This window comes from Hungatella sp. (assembly GCF_046966825.1).
In genome coordinates, this window is record NZ_JBKVCZ010000018.1 from 26,591 (window position 1) to 50,936 (window position 24,346).

General features: G+C 48.3%; 19 protein-coding genes. 16 read left to right on the top strand and 3 right to left on the bottom strand.

Features of this window, described 5'->3' with window-relative positions; translation table 11 throughout:
- Positions 1 to 7: 7 nt before the first annotated feature.
- Both ACLTD4_RS08155 and ACLTD4_RS08160 read left to right on the top strand, forming a co-directional pair.
- On the top strand, positions 8 to 832 hold the full coding sequence (locus tag ACLTD4_RS08155; protein WP_002602034.1) for a carbohydrate ABC transporter permease: 825 nt from the start codon (positions 8 to 10) through the stop codon (positions 830 to 832).
- Positions 833 to 880: 48 nt separating this feature from the next.
- Positions 881 to 1,474 (top strand): YesL family protein, encoded by a 594-nt coding sequence (locus tag ACLTD4_RS08160; protein ID WP_242840516.1) that lies wholly within the window; start codon positions 881 to 883, stop codon positions 1,472 to 1,474.
- 3 nt (positions 1,475 to 1,477) lie between these two features.
- On the opposite strand, the gene ACLTD4_RS08165 is transcribed toward ACLTD4_RS08160, so the two are convergent.
- Complete coding sequence (locus ACLTD4_RS08165) at positions 1,478 to 2,836, bottom strand: transposase (RefSeq protein WP_195521993.1); 1,359 nt, start codon at positions 2,834 to 2,836, stop codon at positions 1,478 to 1,480.
- 178 nt (positions 2,837 to 3,014) lie between these two features.
- Here ACLTD4_RS08165 and ACLTD4_RS08170 point away from each other — a divergent pair, with 178 nt between their 5' ends.
- Entirely contained in the window at positions 3,015 to 5,207 is a 2,193-nt protein-coding gene (locus ACLTD4_RS08170) for an alpha-galactosidase (RefSeq protein WP_117622582.1), read from the top strand.
- Positions 5,208 to 8,664: 3,457 nt separating this feature from the next.
- Here ACLTD4_RS08170 and ACLTD4_RS08175 read toward each other — a convergent pair.
- The gene (locus tag ACLTD4_RS08175) at positions 8,665 to 8,766 is read right to left on the bottom strand and encodes a hypothetical protein (RefSeq protein ID WP_117502070.1); all 102 of its coding nucleotides are present in this window, start codon (positions 8,764 to 8,766) and stop codon (positions 8,665 to 8,667) included.
- A 1,151-nt stretch (positions 8,767 to 9,917) separates the two neighbouring features.
- On the opposite strand from ACLTD4_RS08175, the gene ACLTD4_RS08180 reads away from it, so the two are divergent.
- From ACLTD4_RS08180 to dnaB, 4 genes are all read left to right on the top strand, one after another.
- Positions 9,918 to 10,406: an NAD(P)H-dependent oxidoreductase subunit E gene (locus ACLTD4_RS08180; protein WP_147335889.1), complete on the top strand. Its 489-nt coding sequence runs from the start codon at positions 9,918 to 9,920 to the stop codon at positions 10,404 to 10,406.
- Positions 10,407 to 10,670: 264 nt separating this feature from the next.
- Positions 10,671 to 12,731, top strand: a complete 2,061-nt coding sequence (locus ACLTD4_RS08185; RefSeq protein ID WP_117622584.1) for a DHH family phosphoesterase — start codon at positions 10,671 to 10,673, stop codon at positions 12,729 to 12,731.
- On the top strand, positions 12,731 to 13,177 hold the full coding sequence (rplI, locus tag ACLTD4_RS08190) for a 50S ribosomal protein L9 (protein WP_025531337.1): 447 nt from the start codon (positions 12,731 to 12,733) through the stop codon (positions 13,175 to 13,177). The genes ACLTD4_RS08185 and rplI overlap by 1 nt, the downstream gene beginning before the upstream one ends.
- A 12-nt stretch (positions 13,178 to 13,189) precedes the next feature.
- Positions 13,190 to 14,527, top strand: a complete 1,338-nt coding sequence (dnaB, locus tag ACLTD4_RS08195) for a replicative DNA helicase (RefSeq protein WP_002602027.1) — start codon at positions 13,190 to 13,192, stop codon at positions 14,525 to 14,527.
- A 127-nt stretch (positions 14,528 to 14,654) separates the two neighbouring features.
- Here the strand turns inward: dnaB and ACLTD4_RS08200 are convergent, their stop codons facing one another.
- A complete protein-coding gene (locus ACLTD4_RS08200) occupies positions 14,655 to 15,473 on the bottom strand; it encodes a helix-turn-helix domain-containing protein (RefSeq protein ID WP_117622585.1) in 819 nt (272 codons plus the stop codon).
- A 165-nt stretch (positions 15,474 to 15,638) separates the two neighbouring features.
- Between ACLTD4_RS08200 and ACLTD4_RS08205 the strand changes: the two genes are divergently transcribed.
- The 9 genes from ACLTD4_RS08205 (at position 15,639) to ACLTD4_RS08245 (ending at position 24,346) form a co-directional block, all read left to right on the top strand.
- Entirely contained in the window at positions 15,639 to 16,655 is a 1,017-nt protein-coding gene (locus ACLTD4_RS08205; RefSeq protein WP_117622586.1) for a nucleoside hydrolase, read from the top strand.
- A gap of 29 nt (positions 16,656 to 16,684) precedes the next feature.
- Complete coding sequence (locus ACLTD4_RS08210; protein ID WP_117622587.1) at positions 16,685 to 17,641, top strand: nucleoside hydrolase; 957 nt, start codon at positions 16,685 to 16,687, stop codon at positions 17,639 to 17,641.
- A gap of 5 nt (positions 17,642 to 17,646) precedes the next feature.
- Positions 17,647 to 18,831: an S-methyl-5-thioribose kinase gene (mtnK, locus tag ACLTD4_RS08215; protein WP_181988620.1), complete on the top strand. Its 1,185-nt coding sequence runs from the start codon at positions 17,647 to 17,649 to the stop codon at positions 18,829 to 18,831.
- A gap of 33 nt (positions 18,832 to 18,864) precedes the next feature.
- Positions 18,865 to 19,629 carry a DeoR/GlpR family DNA-binding transcription regulator gene (locus ACLTD4_RS08220; RefSeq protein WP_002602022.1) on the top strand — a complete coding sequence of 255 codons (765 nt, stop codon included), beginning with the start codon at positions 18,865 to 18,867 and terminating at the stop codon, positions 19,627 to 19,629.
- Between the two features lie 328 nt (positions 19,630 to 19,957).
- Positions 19,958 to 20,572: a class II aldolase/adducin family protein gene (locus tag ACLTD4_RS08225; protein WP_002602021.1), complete on the top strand. Its 615-nt coding sequence runs from the start codon at positions 19,958 to 19,960 to the stop codon at positions 20,570 to 20,572.
- 10 nt (positions 20,573 to 20,582) lie between these two features.
- Complete coding sequence (locus ACLTD4_RS08230; RefSeq protein WP_002602020.1) at positions 20,583 to 21,638, top strand: S-methyl-5-thioribose-1-phosphate isomerase; 1,056 nt, start codon at positions 20,583 to 20,585, stop codon at positions 21,636 to 21,638.
- The gene (locus tag ACLTD4_RS08235; protein ID WP_002602019.1) at positions 21,635 to 22,402 is read left to right on the top strand and encodes a nucleoside phosphorylase; all 768 of its coding nucleotides are present in this window, start codon (positions 21,635 to 21,637) and stop codon (positions 22,400 to 22,402) included. The genes ACLTD4_RS08230 and ACLTD4_RS08235 overlap by 4 nt, the downstream gene beginning before the upstream one ends.
- Positions 22,395 to 23,255 (top strand): purine-nucleoside phosphorylase, encoded by an 861-nt coding sequence (locus ACLTD4_RS08240; RefSeq protein WP_025531850.1) that lies wholly within the window; start codon positions 22,395 to 22,397, stop codon positions 23,253 to 23,255. The genes ACLTD4_RS08235 and ACLTD4_RS08240 overlap by 8 nt, the downstream gene beginning before the upstream one ends.
- Positions 23,252 to 24,346 carry a BMP family ABC transporter substrate-binding protein gene (locus tag ACLTD4_RS08245; protein ID WP_412331231.1) on the top strand — a complete coding sequence of 365 codons (1,095 nt, stop codon included), beginning with the start codon at positions 23,252 to 23,254 and terminating at the stop codon, positions 24,344 to 24,346. The genes ACLTD4_RS08240 and ACLTD4_RS08245 overlap by 4 nt, the downstream gene beginning before the upstream one ends.

Sequence of the window (24,346 nt, forward strand, 5' to 3'; positions counted from 1 at the left end):
ACGAAACATGGAAAAAAAGAAAAAGGCGGCAGCCATATCCATTCACGTTGTTTTGATCCTGGTAAGCATTACGATGCTCGTGCCGTTTATCTGGATGGCGCTCACCGCATTTAAGACATCAACAGAGGCAACTTCTGTCAATCCGTTCGTCATCTTCCCGGCCGTATGGCAGACGGATAATTTTAAGACGGTTATCGATAATATGAATTTCCTTCAGCTGTACATCAATACCATCCTGCTGATCGTGGGCCGTGTCGCGGCCGCGGTCCTCACGGCGACCATGGCGGCCTATGCGTTTGCACGGCTGAATTTTAAGGGAAAGAACTTCATGTTTTCCCTGGTCCTGTTTCAGATGATGGTGCCCGGACAGATTTTCATCATTCCGCAGTATTTAATGGTGAGTAAGATGGGCCTTTTGGACACCGTGTTTGCCCTGATATTCCCGGGGCTTGTGACCGCGTTCGGAACATTTCTGCTGAGGCAGGCGTATCTGGGACTTCCGAAGGATCTGGAAGAGGCGGCACGTCTGGACGGCTGCAATATCGGTCAGACATTTTTATACATCATGGCGCCCCTGACCCGCTCCGGCATGGTGGCCCTCGGTATCTTTACCGCGGTGTTTGCCTACAAGGATCTGATGTGGCCCATGATCTGCAACAAGACGGTGATGCCGCTGTCCGCCGCGCTGGCGAAGATGCAGGGGCAGTATACGAATAATTATCCGCAGCTGATGGCGGCTTCTCTGCTGGCCTGTGTGCCGATGATTGTGATCTACTTAATATTCCAGAAACAGTTTATTGAAGGTATTGCAACTTCCGGCGGAAAGCTGTAGGATAGAAAACTATAGGATAACGGCAGAGAGAAAGGGATGTGTGAAACGATGAATGTATTGAGTGAAGACAGTATTTTCGGGCAGATATTCGGATTCCTGGGAAATATGATCGCGTTAAATATCCTCTGGCTTGTGACGAGTCTCCCCATCGTGACGATCGGGGCCTCGACCACGGCCATGTATTACACGGCGCTGAAACTCCATAAGGATAAAGATGTCACGGTCTGGAAGGCATTTTTTCACAGCTTTAAGCAGAACTTCATGCAGGCGACGGCCATCTGGGCGGTTTTTGCCGCGGTGGAAGCCCTTCTCCTGTCCTGTGGCTTTATCGGTATCGGGCTGATCACGGGAGTGCTGCTGCTTTACATATTTCCGGTCATTGCCGCATTTTCCAACACCCTGGGTAAGCTGGCCGGCCATGCATTCTATTTCGCCTTTCACAAGCCGGGATACTTGATTGCCACGGCCGCCCTCACATGCCTGCCGATGTATTTTACCATGGTGGATGCGAAGCTTTTTCCCGTCTATCTTCTGATCTGGCTCATGTGCGGATTTTCATTGACGGCTTACGGCAACGCGTGGTTTTACTTGAGGCTGTTTCAGCCGCATCTCAAAGAGTGTCAGAAAAATACTTTTATATAAAACTCAACTTTCCCAGCACAGATTTCCAAATAAAGCCTGAATATATGTGGCTTGGGATTGCATCCAATCGTTTACTTTACTTTTTATAATCGCTGTGATTCCAATAGACAGATTGCTTAATTGCTCCACAAATAGAGCCATGAGGCTCGTCAGGGAGGTGGTTAAATCCATATCCTGTATATCTTCACAGAGCAGGTAGAATAATTCACCATAGGTTTTTTGGTCATTTTGATTCCTGCGTATCCATTCCAGTAGAATATATCTGGTGAATACAATGGTTGTATGACTCACTATCGCGTCGTAACTGCGGCTTTGGAATTCTGTTCCCAGTTTCAACAAGGATTTTGTAGCTTTAAAAAAGCATTCGATCGACCATCGATTTCCATAAATCCGTACAATTTCACTTTCGTTCAAACTACAATCGGTGCTTAACAGATACAGGCATTCACTTTTCTTGTTCCGATTACGAATGAACACGATTTTTACTGGAATTCCATCCCGGGTATGAACCAGAACAGAGCCAAAGATATTGACTGCATTTTCATGCCGCATAAACTTACGCAGCTGTGGCAGAGTATAGGATTTCCCCTGATAAAGATATCGCTGTTTTAGCTGTTTTACCATTCCAATCGCATCAAGACCAATGCCCTGGAGCTCTTTGAGCATGGGTTCAGTAGTAAACCAGGAATCCATCAGAACATAATCCGCATGAATTCCTGCGTTAAGTGCACGTTTCAACAGCAAAACAGCAGCTTGTGGCTTTGCCATCAGACTTTCATTTCGGTTTTTATAGCCATTGGTACGGCGATCGATTGAGTCAGATATCTCCTGATAACGGTTTTTCTTCTTGGCAGAAGAAAGCATGTTGAAACCAACCGGGAGAAAACTATAGCCGTCGGACCAGCCAAGCGTCAGAAGCGTGAATCCTTTTTGAAATTTATGCTCCACATGATCATAAACTCTGGCAAGAAGTTCCACTTGTTTACTGCGATTGCGCTTAATAACGGAATCATCCAAAACAAAGACGCGAATGCGCTCTGGTCTGGTTAACTGAGTAAAGGCAGATATCACTCTGGCCGCCAGTAAAACCAGAAATTTCCTCCAATTATAGGAAGTATCATTCAAAAAGCGATAATAAGTATTTTTAGAAACGGCCTGTTCTCTCCGCTTAGAGTTAAGGAATTGGAACAAGTTCTTCCCCTGAAACACGAGCAGGAGGAGAAACTCAAACACCTTAAGTGCTGGAATGCCACAGGATTTGGTTATATTTGATTGACGGAGAAGCATGCCAAGCTTAAGTTCTTTTATTGCAGTAAAAAATTGATTTTCGGTATGGTCAAAATGGTCATTATAGTTTATCATAAGAGTATGCGCCTTTCTTGTTTGGTATGGTGACGGTTCGCACTCTTATTATACCAAAGATTGGCGCATATTTTATGTCAATAATCATAAATAAATCGTTGTTTGGCTTGAATACGCTGCTTTAGCAGCGGTTTTCAAGCTGGGAAAGTTGAGTATAAAATTATAAGGAGATCAGGTTATGGCTATCATTATGAATCAGGCAGAACAGGTATTTACGCTTCAGACGAAACGGACGACTTATCAGATGAAGGCAGGCGATTACGGGATTCTGCTTCATCTCTACTATGGCGCAAGGGTAGAGGACTGTACTATGGATTACCTGCTGCACAGAAAAGACGTGGGATTTTCCGGAAATCCTTACGAGGCGGGGGAGGACAGAACATTTTCCCTGGATACGCTGCCTCAGGAATTTCCCTCCTATGGAGTGGGGGATTACCGGAACAACTGTGTGGGCGTGTGTCAGGCGGACGGAACGCGGGCTGCCGACTTCCGCTATGTCTCCTGGGAGATCCGGGAGGGGGCCCATAAGATTCCGGGGCTGCCGTGCCTGTTCGACGAGGATGAAACGGCGGAAACGCTGGTGATATTCCTGGAGGACGCGGCGTCTTCCCTGAAACTGGAGCTGTACTACGTCGTATTTGCGGACCGCGATGTGATCGCCCGCTCCGCCAGAATCACCAATGGAGGAAAGGAGGCGGTCAGGCTGGAGAAGATGATGTCCGCCTGTCTGGAACTGCCGAACGGCTCCTGGGAAGCGATTCATTTCCACGGGCGGCACGCCATGGAGCGAAGGCTGGAGCGCCTTCCGCTGATGCATGGGACGATGGAGGTGGGAAGCCGGAGAGGCACCTCCAGCCATCAGCACAATCCCGGTGTGATTCTGTGCTCGCCTGACGCGACGGAGGAACACGGCGGCTGTTACGGCTTGTCTCTGATTTACAGCGGCAGCTTTTCCATGGAGATCGAGATGGACCAGATGGATTCCGTGCGGGCCGTATGCGGAATAAATCCGGAATTCTTTGAGTACCGGCTGGAGCCGGGAGAGGCCTTCGACACGCCTCAGCTCATGATGACCTACAGCGGAAGCGGCCTGGGCCGTATGTCTGCCAATTTCCATTCCATTATCCGCCACAATCTGTGCCGGGGAAAATATAAGTTTGCCAGGAGGCCGGTCCTTATCAACAACTGGGAGGCCACCTACTTTGATTTTAATGAAGAGAAGATTCTCTCCATTGCCAGACAGGCATCGGAGCTGGGCATCGAGATGCTGGTGCTGGATGACGGCTGGTTTGGCAGCCGGGACAGCGACAATGCGGGCCTGGGAGACTGGTTCGTCAATACGGATAAGCTGAAGGGCGGACTGACGGATCTGGTTACAGGCATCAACGGTCTGGGCATGAAATTCGGCATCTGGATCGAGCCGGAAATGGTAAATGAGGACAGCCGCCTGTACCGGGAGCATCCGGACTGGGCTTTGACGATACCGGGCAGAAAACCGTGCAGAAGCAGGAATCAGCTGGTGCTCGACATGTCCAGGAGCGAGGTCAGGGACTACGTATTCGATTCGATTGCTGCGGTCTTAAAGAGCGCCAATGTCGAGTATGTAAAATGGGATATGAACCGCAGTATCTGTGATGTCTACAGCGCCGTTCTCCCCAAAGAACGCCAGGGCGAGGTTTACCACCGCTATGTGCTGGGCATCTATGACCTGATGGAGCGCTTTACGTCGTCATTTCCCAATATCCTTTTCGAGGGCTGCAGCGGCGGAGGCGGCCGTTTCGATCCGGCTATCCTGTATTACTCGCCGCAGATCTGGGGCAGCGACGATACGGATGGCATCGAGCGGCTGGAGATTCAGTACGGAACTTCGTTCTTCTATCCGATTTCGGCCGTCGGCTCCCACGTATCGGCCATACCGAACCATCAGACGGGACGAAGGACACCGCTTGCGACGCGCGGCGTGGTGGCCATGGCCGGCAGCTTCGGTTATGAGATGGATTTAAATCTCCTGACCGAGGATGAAAAAGAAGCAGTGAAGGCGCAGGTGGAAGACTATAAGAAGTATTATGACCTGATTCACAACGGGGATTACTACCGTCTCACCAGTCCGCAGGGAGATTCCGGTTTCACCGCGTGGCAGTTTGTATCCGGCGATAAGACGAGGACTCTGCTTAATCTGGTGATCACTCATGTGAGGGCTAATGCCCCTGACCTCTGGTTTAAGCTCCGCGGCCTTGACCCGGAGAAACGGTATCGTCTGGAGGAAAATGGCCGTATCTACAGCGGCAGCGCGCTGATGAATGCCGGGATATCCATCCCGATGATTATGGGCGATTATCCGGCTGTGCAGATGGTACTGACGGAAGTCTGACGGTGAAGGGCTGATCATGGTTTTACAGGATATAAACGTTTAAAGGGCTGTGAAAAAATGGAGTTGATTTCATTCCATTTTTTCACAGCCTTTTCAATTTTCCTTCTTTTGAAGCCGAAAAAGGGAGTTGATTTTTATCTCCGAAAACGTGACTTATAGCACGGTGTCCAAAACGCCGTCATGGTTCATGCTATAATTCACGGTAGAGAAATGTGGGATTTGACTCCTTTGGCAGTCGCCAAATGGGTGCGCCGGCGTGTCTGCCTGGCTTGCTGCCCGCAGAAATAAAATAAGGAGGAAATGAAATGAGAAAAATGAAGAACGGAAAGCGGATTTTATCTGTATTTCTCACGCTTTCCATGGTCTTTTCCATGTCGGGAGCGCCAAGCTTCGCGTGGGAGGACGCCCAGCTTTCTAAGGATCAGGGACTAAGTGCAGAGTTCGCTGGCCGGAAGGCGACGGACAGCAATGCGGCCACCCCGTCTGCGGCGTCTAAAAGACAGGCGGAAATCCCCCTGGACGACACCGTGACTGAATTGGAAGCAGGAAAAACCTACACCATCAGCAGCCTGGAGGAGCTTGAGAGACTGACGGAGTTAGTCAATGATCCGGATACCAATCAGGCCAGCAGGGAGACAAAGTATGAGCTGTTAGAAGATATTGACAATGCCGGGAATATCATGATCGGAACCGGAGCAGAAAACCCGAGTGAGAGCGTGAAAAGCTATTTTAAAGGAAGCTTTAACGGAAACGGCCATGTGATCCGGGGGCTGGCCATTACGGCCGATCCGGATTCCATGAAGGGGCAGGATGCAGTGGGCCTGTTCCGCCATGTGGCAGGAGGCAGTACAATACAACAGTTGGGCGTGGAGGGAACCGTTACGGTTACTGCTGCCTATTCCAGGTCTTATCGCGACGCTGGCTGTAATGTAGGCAGTCTGGTGGGAGTCTTAGAGGGCTCTTCCTATGTGAAGCAGTGCTACTCTGCCTGCGAGATTACCGTTGATCAGGATTTGGACGATGGCGCTGTCAATGTCAGCGCCGGCGGTCTGGTGGGAACGGCAAAGGACAACGGGTGGATTATGGACTGCTATACCACCGGCGACGTGTCGATATGGCCCAGTGAATCAGCAATGGCAATCGGCCATGCCGGCGGCGTGGTGGGCCAGATGCAGGAGGGAGCTGTACAGCGCTGCTACGCCACAGGCACGGTTACGGGGCCGGCGAATAGCGGTTTTGGTTATCAAAACCCGGGCGTCGGCGGTATCGCAGGCTATGTGGCTTCCTACAGGGCCTACATAGAAAAATGCTGTGCGCTGAATGTGAAAATTACGGCTTTGGGGGAGAATGCGCAAAGCTTTGGCCGGTTGGCAGGGTATGTGGGAAGCTCCGGTATGATAACAGACTGCTCTGCCCGCCAGGATATGGTTTTGGGAAAAGAGGGCGAGGAGGCAATGCTCAAAGAGGAGGGCTGGTCAGACCTTCAAAAGGCGGCCAACGGCCAGACTCTTTCCGCCGCTTCAGGCAACGATTCCTTAATGACGTTTTTCCGGCTTTTAGCAGCTTCGAAGAATGTCTGGAATCAGCCTGGGGAAACAGAGCTTGCCGCGGGAGCTGAGCTTCCGTCCCTCATTGCCTTTGACGGAACAGGCACAGATACGCCGCTTCTTCCGGAGGGAGAAGGCGGGACGATCGAGCCGCTTTGGGATGCCGAGGCTCCGGTTATTATTAAGAATTTAGAAAAGAAAAGCGTTGTCAGATATGAACTCAATCAGACTGCAGAACCCTTAACCATCGAAGTGGCAGAGCCAACAGACGGGGGAACCATCAACTATCGGTGGAGGAGGACGATCTGTGATGAAAACGGCGACAGGGGAAACAACTCTGTTGAATTTATACCGGACAGTAACAAGCCTTCCTGCACTCCTTCCTCCAGCGAGATAGGAATCCACTTATACGATTGTGAGGTTACTAATGAAAATCTACAGGCTACAGGAAAGAAAACGGCCAGCAAAGCAACCTACGGAGTCATTGTGATCATTGAGGAGCCAAAAGCACCCGTGGAGAATGCCGAGGAGCCGAAGATTACCCTGGATACCACCGGAAAAAGCGATTATTGGGTGGGAGATGAGGCCGAGGAATTAAGGATAAAGGCCGAGTCCCAGGACGGAGGCACCTTATCCTATCAGTGGTATAGCAATATAAATGCCAATTACGACACAGGCACAGCGATTGAAGGAGCCACGGAACCTGCCTATACGCCATCCACGGAGAAGGCAGGCCAGATTTTCCACTGGTGCGTCATCACCAATACCAACGAGAAGGCCACGGTGAATAAGACGGCCCAGGCTGTCAGCACTATGGTAAATGTCCATACTATGGCGGTGGATAAGCCTTACTTTATTGTTGATCTGGACGAGAAGCCGAGGGAATGTATCCAGCTGGATTCTCTGTCACTGCGGGTCGACGCCATGAGTGAAAATTTCAGCACGCTCACCTGCCAGTGGTATCAGAGTACGGATAAAGAAAACTGGGAGCTGTTAAGCGGAAAAACCCAGAATATCCTTCCTGTCCCTACAAACGAAGTAGGAACTGTATACTACCGCTGCCAGGTGACAAGCCAGAAATCCTTCAGCGGTGTCATGAAGGAGGTCAAAATAAACAGTAAGACTGCCACGATCGTGGTAAATCCGCCGCCGGAAAAGGCCGATAAGCCGGTGATTACTTTGGATCTGGAAGCCAAAACCGTTACATACCAGCAGAATCAAAAGGCTGATGAGTTATATATCGGCGTAATGAATCCGAAGGATGGAGGAGAAATCAGCTACCAGTGGTACAGGAGCCTGAAGGCGGATCAGAGCGGCGCAGAAGCCATTGACGGTGCGAAAAGCTCCAACTATCTGCCGTCCAGCGAGGAACTGGGAACTACCTATTACTGGTGTGTTGTGACCAATACCAACGAGAAGGCCACACAGGAGAAAGAAGTCTCTGTGTCCACGCAGGCAGTTACCATTGTAGTTGAAGAAGCAAAGGCACAGCGCCCCAGTCTCGGCTCCAATGCGAATGAGGTAAAGTATACAAAGGGAGAAGAGCCGAAGGCCATGATAGTGGATGCATGGGTGACGGACGGAGGAACATTAAGCTATCAGTGGTATGAGATGGCAGACGGTCAGTGGAAGCTCATAGAAGGAGCTGTCGAGAAGAGCTATAAGCCTTCCACAAAAGACAGCGGACTGTTTCGTTATAAATGCGCCGTGACCAATACCATTTTGTCCGGCGATCACAGTACCATCGATGCAACCTGGTTCATTGAGGTTTCAGGGCCTGTAACCGATGCGAAACCGCCGATCCTCTTAAAGGATTTGGATGAGGAGATGCAGACCTGCGAAATGGGAAGCGGAAACTTTATCACTCTTACGGTTGATGCAAAATCGGAAGACGGCGGAAAGGTGGAATATCAGTGGTTTAAAAACGATGTAAAGAGCATGACAGGCGCCGCCTGGCTCCCGATGTATAACAATGAAAAAACGATCATTCCCCATATGGATAAGCCGGGGATTACGTACTATTTCTGTAAGATTATCAATTTCAAGCCCGAGGCAACAGGAAACCAGACAGCAGAGGTTATGAGTAAGATTGCATGCGTTCAGGTGCTGGGCAGGGAGGAAGGAGGGGCACAGTATCCAACTGTCAGCTCTGATGCCGGCAAAAGGGAGTATGCAAAGGGTGAAAAGGCAGCTAAAATGGGCGTCACCGCATGGGTGACGGACGGAGGAACGTTAAGCTACCAGTGGTATGTGAAGAATGGAGACGGTCAGTGGAATGCCATAGAGGGAGCTGCGGGCAGCAGCTATCTGCCCTCCACCGAGATTCCCGGAACGTATGAGTATCAGTGCAGGGTGACCAATACCATCGAATCCGGCAATCAGAGGACTACTACCGTAGGCTGGACCGTCAAGGTTCTGGATAAAGAACCGGATCAGCCCGCAGAGCCGGAGAAACCGGAAAATAACGGAGGAAGCTCCGGCTCCAGCGGAACCGGGGAATCGAAAAGCAGCCTGCCGGTGAATTACAGAGGCGCTACGAAGCTGATAGAAGGAATTCGTGTTCCGGAATACGTGACAGAAGGAACCTGGCAGAAGGAGGCTGGCGGCTGGAATTTTTACGGAGCCAACGGAAGCTATGCAAATGTCTGGGCTGCCGCATTTAATCCCTATGCCAATATCCTGGCCGGGCAGTCTGCCTTCGACTGGTTCCGGTTTGATGAAAACGGATACATGATGACCGGATGGTATACGGACGGAAACGGAGATACCTATTATTTGAATCCGGTTTCCGACAACACCTTAGGACGGATGGTGACCGGATGGTATCTCATTGACGGAGTTTACTACTACTTTAATGAAGAACCTGACGGAACCAGAGGAAAAATGTACCGGAATACCAGGACACCGGACGGATATCTGGTGGATGAAAATGGGAAACTGGTAGAATAGAGACAAGACAGAAAGTGGCTGTGAAAAAATGGAGATAATTTAATTCCATTTTTTCACAGCCCTTTCATTTTTCTAAATTCCCTTAGCGTAAGCTGACTGTTGCCCTGTGTGACAGGAATAGGCAGGCAGAAATAGGAAAGGATAGAAATATAGATCGAAATCTGGTATGATGGGAGCGTAATGCCGGACAGGCGGGAAAGGGCTGGTGAATGACATGGACAGAAATGAATTCAGAATGCAGATGGAGGAGGAAGAGCAGAAGGAACGCCAGTGGCAGGAAATCGTGGACTACTACGGCGGACAGAAGGATGCGAAGAGCCAGGATAATATCGTGGAGATGCTTCGGGAGGTACAGGAACTGTACGGATACATTCCCTCGGAGAAGACCGGCGCGATGGCAGATGCACTGGGCGTGAAGCAGACGCTTCTCTTACAGCTGATCAAACTGTATCCCAGCTTTAAGAAGGCGCCTTACGGACACTGCATCACGGTCTGCACGGGAGCGCGCTGCGGCAGCGAGGGTTCCGCTGAAGTTTTTGAAGCGGTGCTGAAGGCGGTGGAGACGAGAGAGTCCGGTGCGTTCAAGATCATGATGAAGGAATGCCTAAAGCAGTGCAAAACCGCTCCGAACCTGATGGTGGACAGCGATTCCTACGGTCATGTAAGGCCGGAGGAGGTCGCCGCAATTCTGAGTAAATACTGACGGTTTTAGCAGGAAAAAGCAGGCAGAATGGGACTGGCACACCGGGTTCTTACTTATTCATAAGCGGGAACTCCGGCGGGGGCAGTCCCTGATTTTTTGCCCCATTATCATAGACGAACCAGAGAGGCTATGCTATAATATTAAAATAGCGAAAAAAGAACCCTTTTTTCATGTTACGGGACAATACGCCCTATAATATGAAAATGTTCCGCATGGAGGCGCGCCCCGCTTTGCCTGCGGAACCTATATTCTAAGGAGACTGATATGAAAGAAAAAATAAAAGTAAAGGGGCAGCTGAGGGCTTATATGCAGTGGCCGTTATATCTATCGGCGATGCTGATTATCATGAATGCGATAATCGGCGCGGTCAGCGTGACGGCCGGGATTATTATGGCAGTGTTTACGCTGCTGTATATCGGAATCGCTCTGTGGATCTACACCTACAGAAAGAAACGACTGCTAAACGGCCTGGTGGAATTTTCTGCGGAATATTCCTGGATGCAGAAACAGCTGCTTACCGACCTGGAGCTTCCGTACGGAATTGCGGATGAGAGCGGCCGGGTGCTCTGGGGGAATACTGCTTTGGCAGAAGTGCTGGGCGAGGAAAAACCATTTAAAAATACCAGAAAAAACTTATCATCGATTTTCCCGGAGATCACAAAGGAGGTCCTGGATTTAGAGGAGGGCTCCGTGGTACTCCACTGTACGTGCAGCGACCGTAAGTATCAGGTTCAGCTGAAGGCCGTTTACATGAAGGATTCCATCGAGGACATAGCGGATGCCATCGGTACCGAGGACGCGGGTCAGATGCTGATCGCGGTCTATTTATTCGATGAGACGGAGATTCTTACTTATAAGCAGATGGTCAACGACCAGAAGATGGTGGCCGGCCTCATCTATCTCGACAACTACGAGGAGGCTCTGGAGAGTGTGGAAGAGGTGCGCCGTTCTCTTTTAACCGCACTGATCGACCGGAAGATCACCAAGTACATCACCGCCATGAACGGCATTGTGAAGAAGCTGGAAAAGGATAAGTATTTCATTGCGATCAAACAGTGCTATATTCAGGAGCTGAAGGATAACCGTTTTTCTATCCTGGAAGATGTGAAGACGGTCAACATCGGCAATGAGATGGCGGTAACCTTAAGTATCGGCCTCGGCATGAACGGGGAGAGTTACAGCCAGAACTACGACTATGCCCGTATCGCCATCGATATGGCTCTGGGACGCGGAGGCGACCAGGCTGTGGTAAAGGATGGGGAGCGGATTCAGTACTTCGGCGGCAAGGCTCAGCAGGTGGAAAAGACCACCCGCGTGAAAGCCCGTGTGAAGGCCCACGCCCTCCGTGAGCTGATGGAGACGAAGGACCGCCTTCTGATCATGGGGCACCGTCTGACGGACGTGGACTCCTTCGGCGCGGCAGTCGGCATCTACCGGATTGCCACGGCCATGAACAAGAAGGCCAACATTATTATCAACGAAGTGACTTCCTCGGTGAAGCCGATGATGGACCGTTTTACCGGCAACAGCGATTATCCGGACGATATTTTCATGACCGGCGCAAGGGCTGCCGACTTAGTGGACAATAACACCATCCTCGTGGTGGTGGATGTAAACCGTCCCAGCATCACCGATGCACCGGAGCTTCTTAAGCTGGTCAAGACCATTGTGGTTCTGGATCATCACCGCCAGAGCAGTGAGATCATTGACAACGCGGTGCTTTCTTACGTAGAGCCGTACGCGTCTTCCGCGTGTGAGATGGTTGCGGAAGTTCTGCAGTACATCGCCGACGGAATCCGTATCAAATCGGCCGAGGCCGACGCGATGTATGCCGGTATCGTGATTGATACCAACAATTTTACGAATCAGACAGGTGTCCGCACCTTCGAGGCCGCCGCGTTCCTACGGAGAAACGGCGCCGATGTTGTGCGTGTCCGCAAACTGTTCCGCGACGATCTTGACGATTATAAGGCCAAGGCGGAGGCGGTCAGGGAGGCGGAGATATTTGAGGGCTGTTTTGCGATCAGCACATGCCCGTCCGAGGGTATTGAAAGCCCGACGGTTGTGGGCGCCCAGGCGGCGAACGAGCTGCTTGACATAGCCGGAATGAAGGCGTCTATCGTTATGACGTTCTACAACAACACGATTTACTTAAGCGCCCGTTCCATCGACGAGGTGAATGTCCAGGTCATGATGGAGAAGCTGGGCGGCGGAGGCCACCGGACCATCGCGGGAGCGCAGCTGAAGGACATGAGTCTTGAGGAAGCGAGAAACCGTGTCAAGGAAGTCATCAGAGACATGTTAGAGAAGGGAGATATATCATAATGGAAGTAGTATTATTAGAGGATGTAAAAACACTTGGAAAAAAGGGCCAGATTGTCAAGGTCAATGACGGATACGCGAGAAACTTTATTCTCCCGAAAAAGCTGGGAATCGAAGCAACTCCGAAGAACTTAAATGATTTAAAGCTTCAGAAGGCCAATGAAGCCAGACTGGCAGCAGAGCAGCTGGCAGCGGCAAGGGAGCTTGCAGAAAAGCTTGGGAAGTCTTCCATCACCGTTTCCATCAAGGCGGGAGAAGGCGGAAAGGCGTTTGGTTCCGTATCTTCAAAGGAGATCGCATCAGCCATCGCGAGCCAGCTGTCCTTAGACATCGACAAGAAGAAACTGGTTCTTCCGGAGCCGCTTAAGACATTTGGAGTACATGAGGTCCCGATCAAGCTGCACAAGGAAGTGACCGGGAAGCTTGCTGTTAAAGTAGTAGAGAGCTAGGAGGCTTAAGACATGGATGACGCCCTGATCAAGCGGGTACTTCCTCACAGTGTGGAGGCGGAGCAGTCGGTAATCGGCTCCATGCTGATGGACAGGGAAGCGATTATAGCGGCTTCCGAGATCATAACGGCCGATGATTTCTACCAGCACCAGTATGGAGTCATGTTTGAGGCCATGGTAGAGCTTTTCAATGAAAACAGGCCGGTAGACTTAATCACACTTCAGAACCGGTTAAAGGAAAAGGATGTCCCGCCCGAGGTAAGCAGTCTCGATTTCGTGCGGGACATCATCACGACGGTGCCAACTTCGGCCAACGTCAAATCGTATGCGAACATTGTGCGTGAGAAAGCGGTCCTGCGGAGACTGATCAAGGTCAATGAAGACATTGCCAACACGTGTTACGCAGGAAAAGAGCCGCTGGAGACAATCCTGGCGACGACGGAGAAAACGGTATTCGACTTATTGCAGAGCCGTAATTCCGGTGATTTCGTCCCTATCCGTCAGGTTGCGATGAACGTTCTCGAAAAAATCGAGGAAGCCTCCAAAAACCAGGGAACCGTAACGGGAATCCCGACAGGCTTTATCGATCTGGATTACAAGACATCGGGCCTGCAGCCCTCCGACTTTATTCTGATTGCGGCCCGTCCTTCCATGGGAAAAACGGCGTTTGTACTAAACCTGGTTGATCATATTGCGGTAAAAAAAGGTCTGCCGTGTATGGTATTCAGTCTGGAGATGTCAAAGGAGCAGCTGGTAAACCGTATGTTAGCGATGGAATCCAACGTAGATTCCCAGAAGCTTCGAACCGGAACGCTGTCCGACTCCGACTGGGATGCGGTAGTAGAAGGAATCGGTGTCATCGGCAATTCCAAACTGATCATAGATGATACGCCAGGTATTTCGATCATGGAACTGCGTTCCAGATGCCGAAAGATGAAGCTGGAATATGGATTGAGTGTTGTAATCATCGACTACTTACAGTTAATGAGCGGAAGCGGAAAAGGCGGCGGAGACAACCGTCAGCAGGAAATCTCAGAGATTTCAAGATCCTTAAAAGCGCTGGCGCGAGAATTAAGCGCGCCGGTAATCGCATTATCGCAGTTAAGCCGAGCGTGTGAGACGAGGCAGGATCACCGCCCGATGCTGTCCGACTTACGAGAGTCAGGAGCAATCGAGCAGGATGCGGACGTTGTTATGTTTCTTTATCGAGATGATTATTATAATAAAGATACGGATATGCCGAATATTGCGGAAGTTATCATTGCGAAGCAGAGAAATGGTCCGATTGGAACGGTTAATTTAGTATGGAGACCGGAGTTTACGAAATTCGCAAACATGGCCAAGCAATGAGCAGGATAGAAAAAGAGGGATGGGCCGCGCGGAAACAAGCTTGCACTTTAAGTTTGTTTTCCGCGCGGCCCATCCCTCTTTTTCTATGGGGCGAACGCCCCCTCCAATCCATATTCTCAGATAAAAACTATATCCCTTTCCCCTCCCTTTTTCTGGCCACCAGGTAATTATAAATCCGTTCTTCCCCTCCATGTCCCATGGGCATCTTGCCTGTCTCGCCGCCCTCCAGAATCTCCCAATCGGAATAGATGGTGAACAGTTCCCCGGAGTGCCATGGATAAGCCTTCTGAATACCATACTTATATGTTAAAAATGGTTTTTCAACCGGAACATTCATCACATGAATTCCACCTGTCTGTGTAAATTTCTTACACTCCTTCAGCAGCTGCAGCCTGCTGTCAGGAGGAAGCAAATGAAGCATATCATCGCAGAACACAATATCAAAATTGTGACGGGGAAGGTAATTCTCAATGGATGCGCAGATGAACTCTGCCCTTACGTGCCAATTCTCAGCCAGCAGCTGAGCTTTTTTTATGCCTGCCTCCGAGACATCGACACCGGTAGCCCGGTAACCGTTTCTGCCAAAGAAAAGTACATTCTGCCCCTCACGGCAGCCGATATCGAGAAGAGAGGGGGAACTCATGGGAGGATAGAAAGAAAGTACCTTCATGCTGAGCGTCGTCGGCTGTGTCCCCCAATAATATTCCGGAGACTGATAAAGTTCATCATAGGGAGAAGAAAGGACTGCGGGGTAATGTCCTATTAAGATATCACAGCTGATATTGAGAACAGCGGCCAGTTTAGGCAGCAGCAGAATGTCGGGCATAGAATTTCCGTTCTCCCATTTTGATACCGCCTGAAACGATACTCCCAGCATGTCTGCAAGTCTGGTTTGAGTCAAATTTCTCTCTTTTCTGTACTTTGCAATGTTTTTTCCTAATTCCATTCATAAACCTCTTCTTTCCGACCCGGCCGGGTTGTCTCTCTTTTCAATATAATCTATCTTCACGAATTATTCAACCCCTGGTTGAATCTGGCTGTATCTTCAACGAACCGATTATTGAACACCAGTGCCGGCAGGCGTAATATAAAAAGAAAAAGGAGAAAAAAGATGAAACGAATCCCAATTATCTTTGATGTAGATACCGGCATTGACGATGCAACTACTCTGATGATGGCCTGTGTCAGTGATTCCCTGGAGATTCTGGGAGTGACGGCTACCCATGGAAATAATCACTTAGAGAACACTCTCAGGAATACACTGAACGTTCTTAAACTGTGCGGGCGGGAAGATATTCCGGTCGCGGCGGGGGCCCAGAGGCCATTGCTTTGCAACAGGAAGTATGATGAGAAAAATGAATCCGGAGGAATGGTGGTTCATGGGGCAAATGGTCTGGGGGGCTATGAATTCGATTTTGAAGATACAAAAACAGCGCTGAGAAAAGAAAAGGCATGGGATTTTGTCTATCAGACGATAAAAGAGTATGGGAAGCCCGTCGTATACTGTCTTTTGGGCCCTCTGACTGACGCTGCAATTCTGTTGACGAAATATCCGGACGCGGCCCGGTATATTAAATGCTTTGTTAATATGGGCGGTTATATCAGAGAGGGAACGTTAAGCCCTATGTCCAGTGTCAATATTTTTTATGATGCACAGGCCGCGGAAATTGTGATGGAGTCCGGTATTCCTTTTTACATGTGTCCGGGAGACTTAACGGGGGATGCACTTATAACTATTGAGGAAATGGAGCACATGAAGCAGTTTCGCTCACCGGTTGGCAAGGCGGCCAGTCTTATGGTTGACGCCTATTACGAAACCTGTTCAAAGATTGGAGAAAATGTAGTAAATGGATTGAACGGCCAGTCTATGCACGACAACTGCGCTCTGGCGTTTATCGAACATCCGGAATTATTTACTTATGGAAGATATTACTGCAGGGCAGAAAGCAAGAGTGATTTATGTGTGGCAATGACAGTGATAGACTACGAGGATACGCTGAAACTTCCACTTGACCGTAAGAATCTGTTCTTTGTAGATTCGGTGGATCGGGAAGGCTTTTCGTCATTTTTTATGGAGTGCTTTCAAAAGTATGAACGAATGTATGAACAAAAGTATGAGCGTCAATAGATACATCGGGAAAAAGACAGGAGGCAGAAATGAATAAAGAACTCATATTGGTTGACATAAATATTACAGAAGAAACAGCAGGCATACTGTTTGCCCTGAACCGTCTGAATTATGTTGAGGTAAAAGGAATATCATTGTGTTTTGGAGAGACATCACTGGAAAGTTCACACAGAAGCATATCCGGCCTTAATGAACTGCTGGGCTGGGAGGTGCCGGTCGCACTTGGTGCGGATCGTCCGTGGAGAAGAGATTATCAGCTGCCTGTGTCGGAAAGTGATATTTCCGAGTCGATCAATGGCCTTCAGGTTGATACCAGCAAAGTCTGTGCGGTATCCAGGCTGGATGCTGCAGATTTTTTATACGAAAAATTGAGAGAAGCCGGCGGAGAGGCCAAAGTCCTCTGTGCAGGCGCTCTGACAAATATGGCAATACTTCTTGAACGCTACCCGGAAGCAGGAAAATTAATAAAAGAGCTGATCTGGTGCGGAGGGACACAAAGACATGCCAGCCTGCAGATTGTAAAGGATGTGCAGACATATCTCGACCCGGAAGCGGCGCAGTATGTGTTGGAACAGGGATTAAATTTTACCATGTGTCCGGTTGATGCGGGAACTTTCTGCTATATGTCTTTGAGTGAGGTTGACAGCAGAAGATATGAGACAGAGCCGGTCATGCATCAATTCAACAGGCTGTTGAAAAAACGGTGGTGTGATGTGAACGCAGAAGCCCCCATGGGGGAGAGAAAAAGGCATCTCCCCATGCAGGAGATGGCGGCGGTGGCAGCGGCAGTACTTCCATGGCTTTGTGAGAAGAAAAAGCGATATGGAGAGGTGGATTTAAAGGGGAAGCTGACATTTGGCATGCTGGTTATTGATATTAACAACCGTTTGGAGCACACGGAGGAGGAGATGAATATCAGCCAGGTATGTCACATAGACAGAGAAAGGCTTATTCATCTGCTTTACATGGATTCAGGACAGGAGTGAACTGCATGGAAAATGGGGAGTACTTTGCACTGGATGAAAAGAGTGCGGCTGAATACGCATGTGCTAAAGGATTTTTTTGCAGTCAGGGAGCAAACGTGCGCTGTAAGGAGATTGGGGACGGGAATATGAATTATATTTACCGGATCAGCGATGGTGAGAAAAGCGTTATCTTAAAACAGGCGGGATTGTCAACCCGCCTTTCATCGGAAAGAAGTATCAGCCGAAAAAGAAACCGAAGAGAGGCTGCAGCTCTGGAGGCCGAAAACGAGATATTGCCCGGCTGTGCTCCGAAGGTCTATCTCTACGATGAGACCATGGACTGTATGTTTATGGAAGATTTGAAGGACTATACTGTGTTGAGGAAGGCGCTGATTGAAGAAGACAGGATTTTCCCCGATTTTGCAGAACAGATCAGTTCGTTTTTGGCGGAAACCTGGGTTAGGACATCGGATGTCGGTAAGGATCATATTCAAAAAAAGTATCAGGTTAAGAGATTTACCAATCCGGAACTGTGTGAGATAAGCGAACGTCTTGTTTTTGATGAAGCTATGTTTAACCTTTCGGGAAAAAATTCAGTGGAACCGGAAAATGAGTTGTTTGTTAAAACCAATATTTACCAGAATGAGACACTGCATCAGGAAGCCGGAAAGCTGAAATACCGCTATATGACCGAGGCACAGGCACTGCTGCACGGTGATCTGCATACAGGATCCATCTTTGTAAATGAGCTGGGAATGAAAATATTTGACTCGGAATTTGCATTTTACGGCCCGATGGGATATGATATAGGAAATTTGATTGCACATTTGCTGCTTGCAAGGGAAAATGCCAGACAGAACCAAAAACCGGCTGGTGTAATATGGGCAGAGAATACAGTTTCAAAGATACCAGAGTTGTTTGTGGTGAAAGGAATGGATCATGAGCAGGTTCAGAAAGATGCATTTGAAAAGATTCTGAATAAATGGTATTATATGGGTATATTAGAGGATACAGCGGGATATGCAGGTCTGGAATTAATTCGTAGGGTTGTTGGCAGCGCTAAGGCAGAGGATATCGTCAGTCTGGGCCAGGGGAAAAGGGCAGAGGCAGAAAGACGGATTCTAGAGATGGGAATTGATCTGGTTCTGAACCGGAATAAATTTCGGGAACCCGGCGCATTTAAGAATATGTTTGTACGATCCGGTTCATAGTATCCAATCAGATAATGGGAAATGGGGAACAAGATGTTATCTATTGAACGCAGAGAGCGAATTAAGGAAATTTTACTCGAGAGGAAGAATGTAACGGTTGCCGAGATGGCAGACGCCTTTTCCGTGAGTACAGAGACGATCCGCCGCGACTTTGAAGTTTTGAGCAATGAAGGTTTTCTGATTAAAACGTACGGAGGAGCCTCCCTGGTTTTTAAGAAGAATATAACCGTTTCACAGAAGATAAAGTCGTCGATCATGCGGGAAGAAAAAAGACAGATGGCAATGTATGCAGCAGCGTTTATACAGCCGAATGATTGTATATTTTTAGACCATACAACTACTGTGTTTGAACTCTGTAATTTTATTTCCAACATCCCTTTGACGGTGATGACCAATTCTCTTCCGGCCATGGAGCTGTTGTCTCAGCATAACAATATAAAGTTATGTATACCGGGCGGAGACTTTGATGAAAAAAGCCAGGCGTTCTTTGGAATTGAGACGATCCAGTATTTAAAGAGATACTGTTTTGACAAGGCGTTTATATCCTGTACCAGCCTGGATACTGCTTATGGAATTTATGATTCAGGTGATATGATAGCTGAATTTCATAGAAGTATTTTAAACTGTGCGGATAAGAAATTTCTAATTGCAGACCACACAAAGTTCGACCGTTCGGCATTTGCCAGGATGGGTACACTGGACAGCGTTGATGTGCTGGTTACGGATAAAGAGCTGACGAAGGATTGGAAGAATCATTTAAAAGAATGCAGTATACATTTGGTCGAATGCGGTAAATAGGATTATTTCACGAGGTGTTAAGAAGAATAGAAAACAAAAAAGGTGCTGTTTTATGGATTGTTCTCCATGAAACAGCACCTTTTTTGTTTTGGAGGATTGTATATTATGTTTAAGAATTGGAAAATAGATAAGGAAAAAAAGAGGCATTTGTGGAAAGAACGTGTTGGACTATCAATAAATGTGTTGAATAGATACAAAAAACAACTTACAATCACAAAAAAAATAGAAGAAACTAATAATTAATAGTTGCATAAATTGGAATTGTGTGGTATCTTGTTTATATAAAACATAAAACAACATAAAACCAAGAAAAGGGGGACATAATCACTTGGAAATAAGAAAAAAACTTCTTGAAGTAACAAAGCAGTCTTATCGTGAAGCCCTGTTTGCAGGGACCAGCGGAAATATCAGCTATTATGATCATGCGTCGGGTGAGATGTTTATCACACCAGGTTCGCTCCCATATGAAACTATGACGGAGGAGGATCTGGTACGAATGACTCTGGATGGAGAGGTGCTGGAAGGGGAAAGAAAACCCTCATCAGAATGGAGGCTGCATGCCGAGGTTTACAGGCAGAAGCCGGAGATATCATCTGTGATACATACACATTCACCGTATGCCACTTCGTTTGCCGTAAATAATCAGAGCATACCGGTGATCTTAATTGAGATGGTCCCATTTTTAGGCGGTGAGGTAGAAGTTGCGGACTTTGCCATACCTGGAACTGTAGAGGTTGGTGTGGAAGCGGTTAAGAAGCTGAATGGCAGAAATGCATGCCTGATGGCCAACCATGGAGTTCTGGCTGTGGGAGAGAATTTGGACCAGGCTCATATCAGGGCAGTCTACACGGAGGACGCGGCTAAGATATACAGCCTTGCCTTAAATAATGGAGAGGTACAGATTATTGATGAAAAATATGTGAATGTCATGAAAGGAAAATAAGGAGGATAGCATGAGAAGAGCAGATGAGCAGATGGGTTTTCTTCTGCGGTACGAAAATGTAGCGTGGTATGAAGATGGTAAGGTGAAAATTCTGGACAGGAGAATTTACCCCGTAAAGACGGAATATGTAATCTGCAGTAAACACGAGGAGGTTGCACAGGCGATTGCTGATATGGTGACACAGAGCGGCGGGCCATATACAGCGGCGGCCATGGGTATGGCACTGGCCGCATATGAGGCAGGGGAGAAATCAGGAGATGAGCTTGTGCAATATATGGACAAGGCAGCCTATACCCTATCCCATGCAAGGCCGACGACGGTGGCTAAAATGGTACAGATTGTAGATGGAGCCATGATGCTTGTAAGAAAGCACGCAAAAGACGGCGGCTGTGCAAAAGAACTTGTCGAACCCTTAAGAGAATATGCATTCTCTTATATTAACAACAATTATTTAAAGTATGAAAAGATCGGCAGCTATTTAGCAGATTTGATTCCGAAAAATGGAACCATTTTGACCCAGTGTTTTGCGGAGACAATCATCGGTACTCTGATCAAGGAATGCCACAAGCGTAATAATGACATCAAAATGATCTGCGCGGAGACGCGGCCATATTTTCAGGGGGCAAGGCTTACCGCCAGTGTAGCGTATGATATGGGGGTTGATGTATCGGTTATAACGGATAATATGCCGGGGTTTATCATGAAGGAAAAAAATGTGGATGTATTTACTTCTGCTGCCGACGTTATCACCATGGACGGATATGTGGTTAATAAGGTGGGAACATTCCAGATTGCGCTGGCCGCCAGTTATCATAACATCCCGTATTTCGTAACAGGAACACCGAATCTGCGTCATGAGACTATTGACACGGTGAAGATTGAATACAGAGATCCGGAACTTGTAATGGAGGCTATGGGAACAAAGGTCACAAAAGAAGGGGTGAAGGCATATTACCCTGCTTTTGATATTACACCGCCTAAACTTTGCAACGGTGTCGTTACGGATTTAGGAGTGTTCTCTCCCTATCAGCTGAAGGCCTACGCGGAGAAAGGAAAAACGCTATGATAAAGAGGGGATATTGCAGCAGCATTGATTTAGGGCCGGAGGTCGGTGCAAGGTATGCGATTCTGCCTGGAGATCCCGGTAGGGTGAAGGTAATCGCAGGCTATCTGGAAAATCCCAGACCGTTATCGGTACATAGAGAATATACGAGCTACGAAGGCTATCTGGAAGGCGAAAAAGTACTGGTTATTTCAACTGGAATGGGAGGCCCTTCGGCTGCGATCGCGGTCGAGGAACTGGCCATGATTGGGGTTGATACGGTCATACGGTTAGGGACTTGCGGCGGGATGCAGCAGGAGGTTGGCAGCGGTGAGATTATACTCCCAACGGGGGCGATCAGACAGGAAGGCACAACGAAGGAATATGTATATGGAGAATTTCCGGCGGTCCCTGATTTTGATGTGACCTCTGCCTTGAGTGAGGCTGCAGCTGTGATTGGGGTAAAAGCCCACAAGGGAGTGGTGCAGAGTAAGGACTCCTATTATGGGCAGCATATGCCGGCTGAAATGCCTGTTGGAAGGGACTTAAAAGAACATTATGATGCATGGATTCGTGCAGGGGCGCTTGGATCAGAGATGGAATGTGCAGCCGTGTTCATAGTTTCCCAGATCAGAAGGATCCGTGCGGGTGCAGTTTTGCATGTAATCTGGAACAAAGAGAGGGAGCAGGCCGGACTCCCCTGTGAGACTGTACGGGATTTATCACCGGCCATAAGAACGGTAATAGAAGGAATACGTATCTTAATTAAAAAGGAGAAGCATGAATAATATCGAGATGAAATACAACTTTAATCTGGAATACTTTGAAAAAAGTGCAGATTACGTAAAGAGTAAGATTGATTTCAAACCACAGACAGCTTTGATTCTCGGTTCGGCATTAGGAAGCCTGGCTTCTGATATAAAAAACCCCGTTGAGATTCCTTATGAGGATATTCCTGACTTCCTGGTCAGCACGGTAAAATCTCACGCGGGAAAACTGATTCTGGGAGAATTATACGGCAGAAAGGTAGTCTGTATGTCCGGTCGTTTCCACTATTATGAAGGATATGATTATGAACAGCTGGTGGCTCCGGTTCGTCTTTTTAAGCTTTTGGGAGTTGAGAATATGATTCTGACGAATGCGGCTGGAGGAATCAATACGGGATACAAGCCGGGGGATCTGATGATTATCAGGGACCATATCAATCTGGCAGGCGCCTCTCCGCTGAGGGGACCGAATGATGACCGGATCGGGCCGAGGTTTTTTGATGTATGCAATGCCTATGATGAAGGTTTAAGAACTCTGGCAAAGAGTCTGGCAAAGGAGTGCAGTCTGAGGATTCAGGAAGGGGTCTACGCATATCAGACGGGACCTCACTTTGAGACACCGGCTGAAATTCGTTTCTTAAGAATGGCCGGCGCGGATGCGGCAGGGATGTCAACTGTCACAGAAGCACTTACTGCGGCACATTGTGGATTGAAGACACTGGCTATATCACTGATATCCAATATGGCAGCGGGTGTAAACAATAATCGGGTTGATGGGGAAGAGGTTGATTATGTGGCCGCTCAGTCAGCAAAGGAGTTCAAAAAATATCTGAGCAGCATTTTGGCGCATATGGAATCACAGGAGGATGAATGATGAAAAAGAGTATAACAAAAATGTTGGCAGTAGGGCTTTGCACTGCTATGGTCGTGCTGACGGGCTGTGGTGCTTCTGAAACGACAGGCAATACAAATGCGGCGGAAAAAACGGATTCGGCACAGAGTGAAGCGGCTCCGGAAAAGAATGGTGAAAAGAAAAAAGTCGCGTTGATCTGCGATGTGGCAGGTACACAGGTATTCGTATTAAACATGATTGAAGGTCTGAAAGCGAGCGCAGAGAAATATGGATTTGAAGCGGTTGTGGCTGAGTGTGCCGATGCGGCTGCATATGAAGACAACTGCAGAGCCATGGTGGAAGAGGGCGCCGATTTAATTATCGGAGGCAGCTGGCAGGCAGGCGATGCAATTACCAAGGTTGCAACTGAATTTCCGGATAAGGCGGACTATGCGCTTATTGATTCCCAGGTAGATGTAGAAAATGTAAAATGCATTTCCTATAGAGAACAGGAAGGTGCGTATTTAATCGGAAAGATTGCCGGTATGGTAACGGATGATACTGCAAGCCAATTCGGCGCAGTACATGTGAATCAGGGACCCGGCAGCTGGAAATGGAGATGGGGATATATGGAAGGTGTAAAATCCGAAAAACCGGATGCCAAATTTATCTTCAATTACGTCGGCAGCTATAATGATCCGGCGAAATCCAAAGAGTATGCAATCCAGCAGTATGAGCAGGGATGCCAGTTTATCAATTCCGCGGCGGCAGGAGGAGATAAAGGTGTGTTTGAGGCCGCAAAAGAAAAAGAATTCTATACTTCAGGTCAGGATGTGGATCTGACTTCCCCTGACAATCCATGGATTGTTACCAGCCAGATCAAGGATACTTATGCAACCATGCAGTATTTGCTTGATCAGTATTACTCAGATAAGTGGACGACAGAGGATGAGTCCTTAGGTGTTGCCGAGGGTGCGATCGGTGCTGTTTTCGTTACCCATGAGAGTGAAAATCCGAGAAATGAAAAACTGACTGACGAGGATGTGGCAACATTAAAAGAGACTGCTGAAAAAATTAAGAACAAAGAGATTGATCTATCAGTAGTTCCGGAAGAAGAGAGCTATAACCAATAG